Annotated in this window: 20 protein-coding genes and 3 tRNA genes; 5 read left to right on the top strand and 18 right to left on the bottom strand. The window is 55.5% G+C overall.

Features of this window, described 5'->3' with window-relative positions; all coding sequences use genetic code 11:
- The first annotated feature begins 19 nt into the window (after window positions 1-19).
- Window positions 20-301 carry a 4a-hydroxytetrahydrobiopterin dehydratase gene (locus HNR64_RS10470; RefSeq protein WP_204996428.1) on the top strand — a complete coding sequence of 94 codons (282 nt, stop codon included), beginning with the start codon at window positions 20-22 and terminating at the stop codon, window positions 299-301.
- A 2-nt stretch (window positions 302-303) separates the two neighbouring features.
- On the opposite strand, the gene HNR64_RS10465 is transcribed toward HNR64_RS10470, so the two are convergent.
- The 7 genes from HNR64_RS10465 to HNR64_RS10435 form a co-directional block, all read right to left on the bottom strand.
- The gene (locus HNR64_RS10465; protein WP_204996427.1) at window positions 304-1,137 is read right to left on the bottom strand and encodes a hypothetical protein; all 834 of its coding nucleotides are present in this window, start codon (window positions 1,135-1,137) and stop codon (window positions 304-306) included.
- A 3-nt stretch (window positions 1,138-1,140) separates the two neighbouring features.
- Window positions 1,141-1,809 (bottom strand): dUTP diphosphatase, encoded by a 669-nt coding sequence (locus tag HNR64_RS10460; protein ID WP_372879480.1) that lies wholly within the window; start codon window positions 1,807-1,809, stop codon window positions 1,141-1,143.
- Between the two features lie 24 nt (window positions 1,810-1,833).
- Window positions 1,834-2,073, bottom strand: coding sequence for a hypothetical protein (locus tag HNR64_RS10455; RefSeq protein ID WP_027873816.1), 240 nt, complete (start codon window positions 2,071-2,073; stop codon window positions 1,834-1,836).
- Window positions 2,074-2,081: 8 nt separating this feature from the next.
- Complete coding sequence (locus tag HNR64_RS10450) at window positions 2,082-2,417, bottom strand: hypothetical protein (protein WP_204996426.1); 336 nt, start codon at window positions 2,415-2,417, stop codon at window positions 2,082-2,084.
- 90 nt (window positions 2,418-2,507) lie between these two features.
- Window positions 2,508-3,329: an NADPH-dependent 7-cyano-7-deazaguanine reductase QueF gene (queF, locus tag HNR64_RS10445; RefSeq protein WP_204996425.1), complete on the bottom strand. Its 822-nt coding sequence runs from the start codon at window positions 3,327-3,329 to the stop codon at window positions 2,508-2,510.
- Window positions 3,330-3,339: 10 nt separating this feature from the next.
- On the bottom strand, window positions 3,340-4,113 hold the full coding sequence (locus HNR64_RS10440; protein ID WP_027873819.1) for an ABC transporter permease: 774 nt from the start codon (window positions 4,111-4,113) through the stop codon (window positions 3,340-3,342).
- Between the two features lie 26 nt (window positions 4,114-4,139).
- A complete protein-coding gene (locus HNR64_RS10435; protein ID WP_204996424.1) occupies window positions 4,140-5,054 on the bottom strand; it encodes an ABC transporter ATP-binding protein in 915 nt (304 codons plus the stop codon).
- A gap of 100 nt (window positions 5,055-5,154) precedes the next feature.
- On the opposite strand from HNR64_RS10435, the gene HNR64_RS10430 reads away from it, so the two are divergent.
- The gene (locus HNR64_RS10430) at window positions 5,155-5,553 is read left to right on the top strand and encodes a PA2817 family protein (protein WP_204996423.1); all 399 of its coding nucleotides are present in this window, start codon (window positions 5,155-5,157) and stop codon (window positions 5,551-5,553) included.
- Window positions 5,554-5,638: 85 nt separating this feature from the next.
- Here HNR64_RS10430 and HNR64_RS10425 read toward each other — a convergent pair.
- From HNR64_RS10425 to msrB, 4 genes are all read right to left on the bottom strand, one after another.
- Window positions 5,639-5,714: transfer RNA gene (locus HNR64_RS10425), tRNA-Gly, on the bottom strand.
- A gap of 139 nt (window positions 5,715-5,853) precedes the next feature.
- Window positions 5,854-5,929: transfer RNA gene (locus HNR64_RS10420), tRNA-Glu, on the bottom strand.
- A 175-nt stretch (window positions 5,930-6,104) separates the two neighbouring features.
- A tRNA-Glu gene (locus tag HNR64_RS10415) sits at window positions 6,105-6,180 on the bottom strand.
- A gap of 159 nt (window positions 6,181-6,339) precedes the next feature.
- Window positions 6,340-6,738: a peptide-methionine (R)-S-oxide reductase MsrB gene (gene msrB / locus HNR64_RS10410; protein ID WP_204996422.1), complete on the bottom strand. Its 399-nt coding sequence runs from the start codon at window positions 6,736-6,738 to the stop codon at window positions 6,340-6,342.
- A gap of 103 nt (window positions 6,739-6,841) precedes the next feature.
- Between msrB and HNR64_RS10405 the strand changes: the two genes are divergently transcribed.
- Complete coding sequence (locus HNR64_RS10405) at window positions 6,842-8,074, top strand: pyridoxal phosphate-dependent aminotransferase (RefSeq protein ID WP_204996421.1); 1,233 nt, start codon at window positions 6,842-6,844, stop codon at window positions 8,072-8,074.
- Here the strand turns inward: HNR64_RS10405 and HNR64_RS10400 are convergent.
- Window positions 8,067-9,008, bottom strand: coding sequence for a class I SAM-dependent methyltransferase (locus tag HNR64_RS10400; RefSeq protein WP_204996420.1), 942 nt, complete (start codon window positions 9,006-9,008; stop codon window positions 8,067-8,069). The genes HNR64_RS10405 and HNR64_RS10400 overlap by 8 nt on opposite strands.
- Window positions 9,009-9,012: 4 nt before the next feature.
- A complete protein-coding gene (locus tag HNR64_RS10395; protein ID WP_204996419.1) occupies window positions 9,013-10,146 on the bottom strand; it encodes an ATP-NAD kinase family protein in 1,134 nt (377 codons plus the stop codon).
- 137 nt (window positions 10,147-10,283) lie between these two features.
- Here HNR64_RS10395 and HNR64_RS10390 point away from each other — a divergent pair, with 137 nt between their 5' ends.
- Window positions 10,284-10,484 (top strand): hypothetical protein, encoded by a 201-nt coding sequence (locus HNR64_RS10390; RefSeq protein WP_204996418.1) that lies wholly within the window; start codon window positions 10,284-10,286, stop codon window positions 10,482-10,484.
- On the opposite strand, the gene HNR64_RS10385 is transcribed toward HNR64_RS10390, so the two are convergent.
- The 4 genes from HNR64_RS10385 to HNR64_RS10370 are packed head-to-tail and all read right to left on the bottom strand — an operon-like array spanning window position 10,450 to window position 13,553.
- Window positions 10,450-11,592 (bottom strand): DUF3410 domain-containing protein, encoded by a 1,143-nt coding sequence (locus HNR64_RS10385; protein ID WP_204996417.1) that lies wholly within the window; start codon window positions 11,590-11,592, stop codon window positions 10,450-10,452. The two genes, HNR64_RS10390 and HNR64_RS10385, sit on opposite strands and share 35 nt — an antisense overlap.
- A 2-nt stretch (window positions 11,593-11,594) precedes the next feature.
- Window positions 11,595-12,494: a 5'-3' exonuclease gene (locus tag HNR64_RS10380; RefSeq protein WP_204996416.1), complete on the bottom strand. Its 900-nt coding sequence runs from the start codon at window positions 12,492-12,494 to the stop codon at window positions 11,595-11,597.
- On the bottom strand, window positions 12,491-13,063 hold the full coding sequence (locus HNR64_RS10375; RefSeq protein WP_204996415.1) for an elongation factor P hydroxylase: 573 nt from the start codon (window positions 13,061-13,063) through the stop codon (window positions 12,491-12,493). Before HNR64_RS10375 ends, HNR64_RS10380 begins: the two co-directional genes overlap by 4 nt.
- On the bottom strand, window positions 13,056-13,553 hold the full coding sequence (locus HNR64_RS10370) for a gamma-glutamylcyclotransferase (RefSeq protein WP_204996414.1): 498 nt from the start codon (window positions 13,551-13,553) through the stop codon (window positions 13,056-13,058). The genes HNR64_RS10375 and HNR64_RS10370 overlap by 8 nt, the downstream gene beginning before the upstream one ends.
- Before the next feature lie 123 nt (window positions 13,554-13,676).
- Here HNR64_RS10370 and HNR64_RS10365 point away from each other — a divergent pair, with 123 nt between their 5' ends.
- The gene (locus tag HNR64_RS10365; RefSeq protein WP_204996413.1) at window positions 13,677-14,357 is read left to right on the top strand and encodes a hypothetical protein; all 681 of its coding nucleotides are present in this window, start codon (window positions 13,677-13,679) and stop codon (window positions 14,355-14,357) included.
- Here the strand turns inward: HNR64_RS10365 and tusA are convergent.
- The gene (gene tusA, locus HNR64_RS10360) at window positions 14,347-14,589 is read right to left on the bottom strand and encodes a sulfurtransferase TusA (protein ID WP_204996412.1); all 243 of its coding nucleotides are present in this window, start codon (window positions 14,587-14,589) and stop codon (window positions 14,347-14,349) included. The two genes, HNR64_RS10365 and tusA, sit on opposite strands and share 11 nt — an antisense overlap.
- Window positions 14,590-14,621: the final 32 nt, after the last annotated feature.

Here is a 14,621-nt window from a genome sequence, read left to right as displayed (position 1 = left end):
AACAAGGATTCTGACAATTATGACCGTCAAACTGACAGATAAAGAAATCGCCGATGCATTGAAACAGCTGCCTCATTGGCAATTAGAAGGCGATAAACTCACTCGCCAGCTGGAGTTCAATCATTTTGTCGACGCCTTCGCCTTTATGACGCGCGTCGCCCTGCGAGCAGAAAAAATTGATCATCACCCCGACTGGAGCAATAGCTACAACCGCGTCGATATTGCCCTGACCAGTCACGACGCTGGCGGCCTTACCGCCCGCGACCTTGCCTTAGCGGCCGCTATCGATAAGGAAGTCTAGGTTTACAGCACATGAACGCCGGCCTCGATAAGACGGCGGCTTAAATATTCATCCAGCGCATCGAGGTCTTCTGGGTGAATATCGATGACGGTCATGCCTCGTTGCGCGCAAATCTCGGCACGCGCCATTCTGGCAGACAGCACATCGGGGTGCTCAGTCCCCCCCCACACCTCTAGGCAAAGCTGGTATTCCGGTAGAAAAAAGTCGACATCGCCTGCCGTTGGCGCGGCCAGTGGCTGCCCACTGGCGTAGCGCAAACCGGCAAAGTACAGCCAGTTGGCAACCTGGCGGTGGGCATCGCTACTGCACTGACGGCCATCAGCACTGCGACATTCACTCAGCAAATCATCACCGCGCTGACTGCGCCGGTGGAGCTCACGTAACGGTGGATGCGCCAGCATGTCCTCAGGCCACATCACATAACTTTGGCCGCTTTGCGGGCTATCACAGGTTTGCCCGCCCAATGCCTGACCACTGCCACTTGCCTCCCAGCCACGGCGACCTGAGACGATATAGCCGAGCGCACACAACAGCCGGTTTGTCTGCCTGGCGGAAATACCCAGCGGTTTGCCAAGCTCTGCCGCCGACAGCAAACGCTGACTCTCCATCGCTTGAAACAGGCGGTGTTCGATAATTGCCGGCGGCCAAACAATATAACGCCCATAACGCTTACTGTTTACGTAACGCCCACCTTCAAATTCACCCTTTGCGGTCAGTGCCCAACCATCGTCAATTTTCCGTATCCAGCCATAGTCCTTTAACGTGGCAAACAGCTGCTGCACGGGCAGCTCCAGCTGACGCGCCAGGGCCGAAGTCGACAAGCCGTCCTGACTCACGATCTACGCCCCCGGGTAACGCGATGCCAGCGCCGCATAGACCTGGTCGGCAAAATCCGCCGCGTCGCTATCTAACTCAGTCAGCACTTCCACGAGGTGGACATTATCTTCCTTGCCCGCCCAGGTTTTTATGTAGCTACCGTCTTTGTAGCCGTGGTCTTGGCGGAAGAAATTCAAGACATTCTTGCCAACATATTGGCGATAGAGGGTGACAAAATCCAAGCCGACGGCCAGCAGTAGATCCCTGAATAGGGCCACCGAAAATGAACGACTAACCAAGCTGTGACTGGCCAGCGCCTCTGTTGCGGTTAACACATCAGTCGACTTTTGCTCGCTATTCTCAAGCTCTGCAAGCATCTCTGCGGCAATAGCCTCGTGCGATTTTCCGGCGGCGAATAAGGCGCTCATACCGAAGTGCCAAATATCAACAACTTCCAGCTGAACCTGCTCGAGATCCGTGTCCTGTTTCTTCCACCACTTATATCCTTGGTGATCCATCAACTCACCACACTCGATCCAAACAGCGCGGTACCACTCGTACTGCTGGTCGATCCACTGCGGATGCACGCGCTGGTTCATCCGGTCTTGCATCGCAAGCATGGTACAAAAAGCCTGTTGTTGAGCGTGAGTAGACACCAGCATTTCCCCGTAATTAAAAAACGGGATCATCATAAACAATTGATGGGAAAAGAGCACTTACGAAGCGGCTATGCAGCGCTCTCGAAATGTCTCTGAGGCATTGAGCAGGCGCCGCATCGTCGCACTGTCGAGGCTGGCGCGCTCGTCGCTCTCTACCAGAGGAAGGATGACAGCAGGGATCTGTGCGGCAAAATTTGCGGCATACACCAAGCGCCGCGGCTCTGACCAGATCATCACCGACGAACTGGGGCCATGCATGGTGTAGCGCTTACTGCGCACACGGTTAGGCTTCCACATGAGGCCTCCTAGGCACAGTCGCGCTTGTGTTGTGTGGGCTTGGACGAATCGAGCACGACGCGCACATTGCGCCCGCAGGCAAAATCAACCACCGGCAGGGGAATGTCGTGAAGCAGCACTGCCACGGCCGCTTCTGGGAGATCCGGCAGGCAGAGCATGTCCTTGGGCTCTTCGCCCTGAGGGAAGAAGATCAGCAGGTCGTAAATGCTCACCCGCCCATCCTCAACGATTTTGTGCAACTCAAAGCAGGCACCATCAATTACGCGAGGAAAAACATGATCCACACCCAGGTGGTTCACGTTTCCTTTGTCGTCGTAACCAAGGAGATAACTGGCAATGAGCATTTGACCTCCTGACAAGGCCTGTGGCGATGACACGATTGTCGCTATTAGCGGCTAAAACCACTATCCGGTCATTTACTTACCGGCCTAAGATCACTGCCTAAACGCCCGCGGATTAAGCGGCTCAGCCGGTTCGCTACTACCCCGCCAAGGGTTGATATCCAGACCACCACGCCGCAAGTAGCGCGCGAAGACCGTTAGTGTTTCTGTTTGGCATGCTCGCTGAATGTCGCAAAAAATCTGCTCGACACACTGCTCGTGAAAATCGTTCTGCTGGCGAAAGGAAACCAAATACCGCAGCAAACTTGCTTCATCGATTTTGGGGCCTCGGCAGCGAATGCTCACGGAGGCCCAATCCGGCTGTCCCGTCACCGGGCAGCGCGATCGCAACAGGTGGCTGTAGTATTGCTGATCGACGACCTCACCTTCTTCACAGCGCAGCAATTGTGCGCTTGGCTGATAATCGCTGATGTCGATATCCAGCGAATCCAGGCACTGCCCTTCCATCGACTCAGGACATAAGGTTTTATCCCAGTGCTCCGGTCGGTGCAAAATGACCTTTACCTCGGCGCCACAGGCCTGACTGAGATCCTCCGTCAATGCCGACAACACCGCTTGCTCTGAATCAAAGGCGGTTTGGTTGAAGGAGTTCAAGTACAGCTTGAACGACTTTGACTCGACAATAAACGGTGACGCCGCCGGAAAATGAAACTCTCCCACTGCAACATGGGGCTTTCCACGGTGGTCTAGCCACGACAGCTCAAAGGCGTTCCAAACGTCTACCCCGTAGAAATGAGTCGCGCCGTCAATGCCGAGGCGCTGGCGCCCCTCGCTGCGCGCAATGGGATGCAGCACAGAGGGATCATAGTGCTCCGGGTAGTCTACCTGCGCGCCCAGCGGCCCGTGAATGCCCATAATGCCTCCACTACTGGCGCAAGCGCTTACCGGTGTTAAGCAGATACATGCAGTAGCCATAGGCCAACAGCGTAAATACCCCCACCATCAAGAAAGCGGTGCCCACATTCACATCCGAAACCCCTAACACCCCATAGCGAAAGGCATTCACGATGTAGAGCATGGGATTTAAACGCGACACATCCGCCCAAAATTCTGGCAGCAAATCTATCGAGTAAAAAACACCACCCAAGTAGGTCAGCGGCGTTAACACGAACACCGGCACAATCGACACATCATCAAAGTTATTGGCGTACACCGCATTGATAAAGCCAGCCAACGAAAACATGATGGACGTCATCAGCACAATGCCAACCGTAACGCCAATATGCTGTATATGCAGGCGAGTAAAAAACAGTGACAGCAAGGTGACGATCAGGCCGACCAACAAGCCCCGGGCCACGCCGCCCAACACATAGCCCCATAACACCGTGTTGTTGGACATCGGGGATACCAGAATCTCTTCAACAAAGCGCTGAAACTTCGCCCCGAAAAACGACGACACCACATTGGAGTAGGCATTGGTGATTACCGACATCATAATCAGGCCAGGCACGACAAATTCCATGTAAGTAAAGCCGCCCATCTCGCCAATGCGGGAGCCGATCAAGGCACCAAAAATTATAAAATACAGCGACATGGTAATGGCTGGCGGCAACAGCGTTTGCATCCATATTCTCAAAAACCGCCGGATCTCCTTGCGCACAATTGTGATAAAGGCGATCCACTGTTCACGCGTTGTCATGTTTTATAACCTCGTAGTGAGCCGCGCTAGCTCTTCGCTAGCAACGACACAAATAATTCTTCAAGACGATTCGCCTTGTTACGCATACTGGTAACTTCAACGCCCTGCTCACTCAGGGCCGCAAACACCGCATTGAGGGAACCGCCCTTCTCCAGCGCGACTTCCAGCATTTGCTCATCCGTTTTGTGGGTTTCAAAGCCCGCAATTGAAATGGTATCGGGCAGCGGCTCTTTGGTATCGAGCACGAAGGTCTCTCTGTGAAGCTGCTTAAGCAGTGTCTTCATCGCCGTGTTTTCAGCAATTTCGCCGCTGTCGATAATAGCAATGTTCCGGCACAGGCTTTCCGCTTCTTCGAGGTAGTGCGTCGTTAAAATGATGGTCGTGCCGCGCTGGTTGATTTCCTTCAGAAAGGCCCACATCGAACGGCGCAGCTCAATGTCCACCCCAGCGGTGGGCTCGTCGAGGATCAATAGGCGCGGCTCATGTACCAGCGCACGAGCAATCATCAAGCGGCGCTTCATACCACCCGACAGCATGCGTGAGGCAGTGTTGCGCTTTTCCCATAAATCCAGCTGCCGAAGGTAGGTCTCGGCGCGCTGCTCGGCCAACTCTCTGGTCAAGCCGTAGTAACCTGCCTGATTAACGACAATATCCCAAACGCTTTCAAAATTCGAAAAATTGAATTCCTGAGGGACAATGCCAATCTCTTTCTTAGCGAGCGCTAATTCGCTATCGATCGAGTGGCCAAACACACTCACCGAGCCCGCCGTCTTCTTTACCAACGAGCAAATAATGCCAATGGTCGTCGACTTTCCTGCGCCATTGGGGCCAAGCAGAGCAAAGAAGTCGCCCTCCTCAACACATAAATCGATCCCTTTCAGTGCTTCAAAGCCATTGTCGTAGACCTTGCGTAACCCTCGTATTTCTAGGGCTTTGCTCATAGTGATTTCCCATCGTTTAGATAGTGAGAAGGGCCGGTATTTTGCCACGGTGCAGAGATCGAATACACTGGCGCGCCGAATTCATTGCTACGGAGCCACTGTGAATAGTCGATCGCTGTATTTCCACCAACTCTTCGACCAACTCTTTCAAACCTGCAAAAACGGCCTGGAGGGCCACGGTGCCTACACACAAGACGCTGTCGACGACTTACTAAATGGCTTTGAGTCACTGCAAAAGCAACTCAGCGGCGACGATGCCCTGGCGCGAGGCCAGGCCCTGCTGTGCCAAATCATTGCGCACTTCCCCGACATCACCCCGATGATGCACCGCGACCTGCTGTGGTATTTCGGTGGTGATTGCCTGCACTACCTCAGCGACGCTGAACTTGAGCAATATCAGCAGCTCGAGGAACGCTACCACGCCGCTACGGCGTATGAGGATGGCGCAGACAGCGGTCAATACCGGGACTTGCGTGCCAAGGTATTCGGCATGCATTAACCCTTTAGTCCCTCACTGCCCACCGCGCGTGGGCAAAAAGTACAGACGAAAAAAAAGCGAAACATGTGTTTCGCTTTTAATTTTTTGGAGCGGGAAACCGGGTTCGAACCGGCGACCTCAACCTTGGCAAGGTTGCGCTCTACCAACTGAGCTATTCCCGCAAATCTGTTTTGCGCTTACTGCGCAGCGGAGAAATAATATTTCTCCCTTTTTCTTTTGTCAACAGCGACTTAGAGCAATCTCTTTAAGTCATTTTGCCGACACCGCACCGGTATTTCACAACCGATGAAGCAGAATAAATGGCGTCCCCTAGGGGACTCGAACCCCTGTTACTGCCGTGAAAGGGCAGTGTCCTAGGCCACTAGACGAAGGGGACGCCGCAAACCTCTCACTAGAGCTGCTACCCTTAGCGAGAGCGGCGGCAATTTTAAGAGTTGCCCTTGAGCGCGTCAAGGTGACAAGTCTCTGTCATTACCGCATTCTGGCGAAAGAAAAAACGGCCGGTCTTTTCTTCCCTGCTCTGCAGTGCAAGCACTACAGGGCGAAATAAATGGCGTCCCCTAGGGGACTCGAACCCCTGTTACTGCCGTGAAAGGGCAGTGTCCTAGGCCACTAGACGAAGGGGACGCCGCAAACCTTCCAGGCTGCGAGTCACTGTTGCCTGAAAGTGGCGCGAATTTTAGGGAGCCTGCTCGCTGCCGTCAAGCCTGAATTTACCGCAAACGCAAAATAATGCGTTTTTTCAGTAATTCTGTCGATTTTTTATTCAAGCTGCGCAGAAATCGGTCAAGCTTCTGATTTATCTAGAGTTAGCGACACCGAGTTGATGCAATACCGCAGCCCTGTGGGCGCCGGCCCGTCACTAAACACATGCCCCAGGTGAGCATCGCAGCGAGCGCAAACGACCTCTTCGCGGATCATGCCATGACTGGTATCGCGATTGATTCCGAGAGCGCCTTCGTCGGCTGGCTGGTAGAAGCTCGGCCAACCTGAGCCGGAGTCGTATTTCGTTGTTGACGAGAACAGCGCCTCACCACAGCAACGGCATCGGTATACGCCTTCGGCAGACTCTTTATAGTATTTACCGGTGAACGCGCGCTCCGTGCCCTTCTCGCGACATACATGGTATTCCTCCGGGCTGAGAAGTTCCCGCCACTGCGCCGCGGATTTTACGACTTTTTCCATCAATATCACTCCACTTGCAAGCCTTTGAAGACGTATACTGTTGCTAACTGTTGATCGCGAGGCAATTCCGCCAGCACCAATCACTTACCATTAGAAGATCGCCATGAGCCATTATTACAAATCCAGCAAACTTCAGAACGTCTGTTATGACATTCGCGGCCCGGTTTTGCACCGCGCCAATGAATTGGAAGAGGAGGGCTATCGCATCCTCAAGCTCAATATAGGCAACCCGGCGGCATTTGGATTCAACGCGCCAGAAGAGATCATTCAAGACGTGATTCGGCTGCTGCCGGAGAGTGAGGGCTACAGCGATTCTAAAGGCTTGTACTCAGCCCGGAAAGCCATCATGCAGGAATGCCAAAAAATCGGTATTCCCGGTGTTGAGGTTAATGACATCTACCTGGGCAACGGCTGTAGTGAGCTAATTACCATGGCAACCCAGGCGCTGTTAAATATCGGCGACGAGGTGCTTATCCCCTCCCCCGATTATCCTCTGTGGACAGCGGTGGTATCTCTGAGTGGTGCCAAGCCGGTTCACTACCTCTGCGACGAAGAGAATGACTGGCAGCCGTCACTTGACGATATTCGCGCAAAAATCACCGATAAAACCCGCGCCATCGTTATCATCAACCCGAACAACCCCACCGGTGCGGTGTATAGCCGGGAGATGCTCGAAGCGCTGGTCGATATTGCAGAAGAACACAATCTGGTGGTTTTTGCCGACGAGATCTACAGCAAAATTCTCTACGATGATGCCGTGCACATTCCTCTGGGTAGCATTAGCCGCGACGTGCTATGCCTGACCTTCAATGGCTTGTCCAAAGCCTATCGACTGGCGGGTTTCCGCAGCGGCTGGATGGTGGTGTCCGGCGCAAAAGACCGCGCCGCCGATTACATCGAAGGTTTAGATATGTTGTCGTCAATGCGGCTGTGTGCCAACGTACCGGCTCAGCACGCCATACAAACGGCATTGGGCGGTTATCAGAGTATTAACGAGTTGATCCTTCCCGGTGGGCGCCTGCTTGAACAGCGCGACCTCGCATGGCAGATGCTCAACGATATTCCCGGCGTCAGTTGCACCAAGCCCGCCGGCACTATCTACATGTTCCCCAAGCTGGACCCCGAGGTTTACCCGGTGGCCAATGACGAGCAACTGGTGCTCGACCTGCTGAATCAGGAAAAAATACTGCTGGTGCAGGGTACCGGTTTCAACTGGCACACCACGGACCACCTGCGTATCGTCTTCCTGCCGAATAAGCTTGATCTGGCAGACGCCATTGAGCGCTTTGGCCGATTCCTCCAGGGGTACCGCAAAAAACTCCGCGCCGTTAGCTAGGCGCGCGATAGTGAAGCACCTTGAGGGCGGCATCCGTGTCGCGCTCAGGGAAATCTGCTCGCCCTGCCAAACGCTCACAAAACTGTGCCTCCGGCCAATATTCTGCAACGCGGTCGTGAAGAAAAGCCTCACCCAGCAGCGGCGAATTCAAACAGATCAGCACATCCGCCCCCGGCGCGCAGAGACTGCCCATCCTCGACAGCAGACGCCCGTAATCTCGCGCCGCATCAAAACTGCCGGCCTGCCGCGATGGCGGATCACAGATCACCACATCATAGGGGCCGAGTTTTTTTAGCTTTCCCCAGCTCTTAAAAATATCGTGACCGAGAAACACCGGCGCGCCGCTGTCGGCGTCGTTCAGGCGATGGTTCTCCCGCCCGGTGCGCAACGACGATTTACTCATATCGATATTGACGATCTGGCTCGCTCCGGCCTTGCTGGCCGCGACCGAAAAAGCACAGGTGTAGGAAAATAAGTTCAGTACCCGACGGCCATCTGCCCGCGCCGTCAGCCAGCGCCGCGCCGGCTGCATATCCATAAAGTAACCAATGTTCTGCCGTCCGCCCAATTGCAGCGCGAATCGTAAACCATCCTCCACGGCATACATTGGGCTCGGCACGTCGCCCCAGAGAGTTTGCAGATCAGCATCGCGCTGATAGCGATGTTGCACTATCGCCGCGGTAAAATGTGGCGCCAGCGTCTCCGCAAGAGCCGTGCAGAAACCAGCCCAAAAATTCCCAGGTGGCTCGCGATACAGCACGATCCACAGCAGTGGAGAGAAGTAATCCACCGTCAACCACTCGTAGCCGGGATAGCATTGCCCGCGACCGTGAAACAAACGCCGGCTTTCACCGTCTGCGCAGCGCTGCGGCCATTGCTCAAGTTTTGCCAGGCTCAATAAGCCCTCAACATTTACCTCTACCCGCTCGGCCATCACGCTACGCCTCACCGGCACTAACGCGGTACATCACCTGATCGCGATAGCCCGTGGTTACCGCAATAAAGCCCTGCCACTGCGCATCTAGCGCGGCGTCGTTGCTGTCAACCAGCAGCGGACGCCCCGCCAATCCGCTCAGCTTGCCCTTGCTCGCCAACACCTGAAAATTGTCTCGACCAATCCGGCGAATAAGCGCAGGAGTGAGCTGCTGATTGCCCCGCCCTAAGATATGCCCTTGGCCACCTATCGCGGTAATCAGCACGGTTATCGGCCCCTGGTGATGATCCATCACCTCACTAATTTGCTGAGCATTGGCATCGGCCTGCAGCAATTCACCGCCGCGCACCAGGTCAAAACCGAGCAAGGTATAGGGTAGACCCAGTGCCTCCATAAACCCGGTTGTGGTACTGCCCGGGCCGACGATGTAAAGGCAGTCCTCATCATAGTTTTCCATTAATTCATCTGCGATATCGGCGATTACCAATTCTTCAACTTCCCGGCCGCCCTGTTTCACTTGCTGCAGAAAACCACCCAAGCGCGGCACCATCAGTTCGCCGTAGTGACGTGAACGTACTCGCCCCTGGGCGAAGGCGGCCTCGTCGATATCCCTGACCTCCTGCAGCCCGATATCCACCAAATCACCATCGATCAGCGCCCGCAATATCGCCGCCGCTGCCTGAGGGTTAACGGCATAGACCGCCGAATGCATTTTCACTCCTGCTGGCAAGCCCAATACCGGCAGGCTCTCCCCCACGGCACTGTAAATATCTCTGGCGGTGCCATCGCCGCCAACAAACAGCACAATATCGACCTGTTCGCTTCGTAAACACTGGGCGGCGCGGCGCGTGTCTTCCGCTGAGCTCAGCGCCTCGGCGCGGCCAACCGACGTAAATGTAAGACCCGCTTCGCGGCACGCCTGCTCAGCCATGGCACCATCAAAGCCATACACCGCAAGCTGTTCCGCCACGGGTGCTAGCGCAGCCAAGCAGCGCACAGCTCTTGGCAGCGAACGGCTATTCGCCATTTCTTCAGCCACCGACTGGCGCAGCCCGTCGGGCAGTGTATCGCTGCCTTTTAAGCCCTCAGGGCCTCCTAATCCAGCGTAGGGGTTAACGATCAAGCCCAGCTTAAACATCTAATACCTCAACTTCTGCCGCGATCTGCGGCCAATACTTAGAGACAGCCAATACGGCAGCGCCATAGCATAGCGGTCATAATTTGCATTTACCCTCGGTAGAACTAACCTTGGAATAAACGTTTAGGATTTTCGATATGTCCAGACACAACCCAACAGCAAGCTCGCCAAGCCACGCCGCTCAGGAGCGCTTTGAAAAACGCTACGGCGCGTGGTTGATCGATGATAACGGCCGGGAAATCCCCATCGACGCTCACAAAGTTGAATCCTGCCTCGATGCACTCAGCGGCAGCGACGACGAATTTATTTGCTACCTTGCAAAGCAGCGAGCAAGTTAAGCTGCGCTGCGCTCAGCGCTTTACCCACTCCCTGGTAATCGCAATACGCAAACTCCCGGCGCTCCGGGTAGTGTTTGCGTAACGCATCAAATTGCTTGGCGGGGTTCTCCGTCAGTAGACTCTCTCGAAATCGTTTGTCGTCGGCGCAAACGTCGTACACCGCCGCAACTGCTTCGCGCAGCAGCGCGTTGTCACCCTCGGCCTTCAAACCAATACTCGGGCGCGGTAGCGCTACCCCAGGCAGGGCAAGTTCCCCACTGCCACTATCTGCCACATAGTCTGCTAAGCGCTCGGCAATCATACGCGTGCCAGCCACTTTACCGTCGAGACTGTAACCCGCGATATGCGGCGTTGCGATCAAGCATAAATCCGCCAAGCGCTTATCGACGCTGGGCTCGCCCTCCCAGACATCCATTGCCAAATGAATATCCGGGCGCTGCTGCTTAAGGGCCAACAAATCGTGAGTTGCAATCACTCCGCCGCGACCAGCGCTGATCAATAACGCCCCGTTCGGCAAACCGCTCAGCTGCTTTGCCGTAAGCATATGATAACTCGGGTAGTTACCGCCGGAAGTCAGTGGCGCGTGCACGCTCATCACCTCGCACCGCAGTACCTCGTCGAGTGTACTCAGGCGTGGATCGCTGTCTTGGACCAGCAGGGGGTCGTAAGCCACGCTATCGATGCTCAGGCGCGCCAAACGCTCAGCAACCGTTCGCCCCACATTCCCAAACCCAACAAGGCCGACTCGTCCGCCGTGTCGCAATACCTCCAGGCGATCACCGCAGGCACAAATAACGCTGATGACATAGTCCGCCACCGAATTGGCATTGCAACCGGGGGCGGTATAAGCGGCAATGCCGCTACGCGCCAGATAGTCCATATCCAGGTGATCTGCGCCAATGGTGCAGGAGCCAACAAACTTAATTTGACTGCCGGCAAGCAAAGCGCGGTCAACCCTGGTGACTGACCGCACAATCAACGCTTGGGCGTCTCCGAGCTCCGCCGCAGAGAGCGTGCGCCCTGCAAAACGGTGAATCTCGCCAAAGGGCGCGAACATGGAGTCAGCGTAAGGCACATTCTCGTCGACCAATATCTTGAGTGGCAGCACAACTATCCCCAAATTAAAGCGCGTGAATACCGCGCCAGTAAACGTTCGATAAGCGCCTCGGGCAAACCGCCGCTGGCCGCGCCAATTGCGGATACCTCTGCCGGATGACGCAGCCCCTGCAGACAGCGCTCGTCCAGTGGCACATCGCGGCGCAGCCGCGTGAGCTGACGGTAGAGAAACAGCGCGTCCCGATGTTGCGAAAATCGCTGAGCAAGGCCTTTGGCACCACGCACGGGCAAGCTGGCCAGCGCATCCAGGTTGTTAAAAATCGCCTCGAGTGAGCTGAAATGCCGGAATATCACCTTCGCGGTTCCCTCCCCCACCCCTGGCAAACCGGGAATACCATCGACACGATCGCCCGCCACCGCCAGATAATCGGCTAAGGCCTCGCAATTCACGCCTTTTTCCGCTTGCCACCCCAGGCGAGTCTTCGCATCGCGACCAATATCCTGCAGGCGATCAGCATCGCTGCGAAGAATTTGCGCCAGGTCTTTATCGCGACTTAACACCGTTACCGCGTCGCCCCGCTGCTGCGCGGCGCTCGCCGCAGTCGCTAGCAGGTCATCTGCCTCGAATTGCTCATCAGCACAGCAGGCAAGACCCAGCGCCTCCGAAACGGCGCGACAACAGCGCAGTTGAAACGCCAGCTCGTCGTCCGGCAGTGCCCGCTGCGACTTATAACCACTATACAAGGCCTCACGAAAGCCCTGCCCCAGGCTTTCATCAAAGGCCACCAGCACCCGACTCGGCTGCTCGGCATGCAAAAACCGCAGCAAACACGTCAAATAGCCCTGCACCGCATGCAACGAGTAACCCTGCTCGCTATAAAATTGCGCTGGTTGAGAGAAGTAAGCGCGAAAGATATAGATCGATGCATCCAGGCAGTAGAGACGCGCCGTCATCGCCACAGTGCCGCCAAGGGTAAATCGCGCTCAGACGGCGCCCCGATCCCGCCAAACTCAATGGCTAACGCCTGCTGAAAGCTTGCCGCTCGACCGGGCAAACCCTCGCGCAAATACCTACGCGCTTGCTGCCACACGGCCAGGGCAAAGGAAAAATTATCACCCGGCGCTGCATCTAAATTATCAATACTCAACGCAAAAGGCAGGCCAGAGGCCAAGCAAAAGAACCACTCTAACGCTTGGGGTTTGCGCTCTACTAACTCAAACTGCTGTTGCTGCTCAGCGCTTCGGCCATCGGGCTCATACCAATAACCATAGTCCAGCAGTTTTCGGCGCTGCTCGCCGGCAATGCACCAGTGCGCGACTTCATGGAGGGCACTGCGAGCAAAATCGTCGCGGTAAAAAATCGTGTTGGCCTGCTCCCCGCTCGCTGGCTGGTATAGGGGCTCATCCGCGCCGCCGCACAGCAGGCAGTTTTCGCCGCGAGCAAAGCACCTGGCAAACACCTCGGCGATACGCTGATCTGCTGCGGGTGCAACGGCAGCCGCGTGTATGGCCCGCTCAGTCATTATATTGCAAGCCGCGCTGTGGGCAGCCGTCCTCTACTTGATGGCAAGGCTGTTGCTGTAGCCACTCCAGGTAGCCTTCGCTCAAAAACTCAGCGCCGGCAAGCAGGTGTTGAATATAGCGGCTCTGCGGCAGCAAGCCGCGAGTGATGTAAGCCGGATTCGCCATATACACCCACGCGTTTTGCGTTGTCTCAATGGTCTGCACGCTCAGCACCTCGCGGCTATACCGTACAGGCGTCCCCTCGTAGTGATCCATCAGGGCAATATCGTCCTGGCCCCGTAAACGGTACAGCACCCCTTCAACGTGTTGGTCGTGGGCAGGCACCACATTGGCGTACGCAACACCGGGGTTATTGTGCGCTTCCTTGTTAAAACACAGCACAAAATTCGTCAGGCGCGCCGCCTCAGCAGTAAGGAAATCAAGCCCCCTGGCTCGCATTCGAGCCGGGTTCATATTTGAGCCATAGGCGAAGTAGTAACAACTGCTCACTGCAAGACTATCCAGAAAAACTTGGCAAAAGGGGAAACTACAGGTAATTTTATCAGAAAGGGATAGCACCGCGCTTGGCGCGTCAGCCGCTAAGTGATCGCCCCCGCTACGTGAGGATGCATCATGGCTACACGTAACCTAGGCAATACCCCCTCGGCGCAGATCTTGCCCTTCCCTACCAACGCCGCCCGCACCGAGCCGAGCATCGTCGCGGTATCACCGGAATTTCAAGGCTATTGCCTGTTATACGCTCATCACGCACTGTCCACAGACAAACTCTATGCCCTGCGCATCTTATGCTGGGCACGGCTTGATAACGGCGACGACGTGGCCTTGGTGCCCTGGCTCGACCGTGTTGCTCGCTGCAGCGAGCTCAACGATGCCCAAACGGGTTTATCTCAGGGTTACTTTGACCCTATTGCAGAGCAGCGCTTTGATGTGATGCCCGCCCACCACAGCGCCATACTGGACAGCCTGTGCCCCAAACAGGCGTCTAGCGATAATTGCGTGATTCAAGAAATTCCCGACCTGATAGGCAGTCATGCCGCTCTGCTGAACGAAGGCCACGAATTCCAATTAGAGCCGGTAGTGAGTTGGCAGTTGCTCGCTGGCGGTCGTCTGCAGGCGATGATCGCTGACCCTGAAAAAATCACCCAACACCCGGTGCTGCCCGGCGACCCCTGCCTGTACCCGGCAACCGAAGCCGAAGGCCTGCGCTACTACTTCCAATACCATATCGCCAATCAAATAAAACGCGGCGGCGAAATGACGGCGCGCGCGTTACACAGCCTGATCAAGCACTAGGAGCGGCTTTGCGCACCCAATAGCGGTAGTGCTCGCCTTCCTGTTGCTGGTCGATAAGCTCGTGACCGAGAAAGGCGCAGAATTTTGGAATATCGCGGGTCGTGGCCGGATCTGTTGCCAGAATTTCCAGCACCTCACCAGCCGCGATATCACGAATTTTATTGTGCAGCATCATTACCGGCTCGGGGCAGGTTAAACCACTGGTATCCAGATTGTGATCGACCTTCGTCATGACTTACTCAACTCTGTATGCGGGCAAACGGG

The sequence above is a fragment of the Spongiibacter marinus genome (genome assembly GCF_016906995.1).
Classification (GTDB): Bacteria; Pseudomonadota; Gammaproteobacteria; order Pseudomonadales; family Spongiibacteraceae; genus Spongiibacter; species Spongiibacter marinus.
The sequence above is the reverse complement of the archived record's forward strand: the minus strand, read 5'-3'. Positions and strand labels throughout refer to the sequence as shown.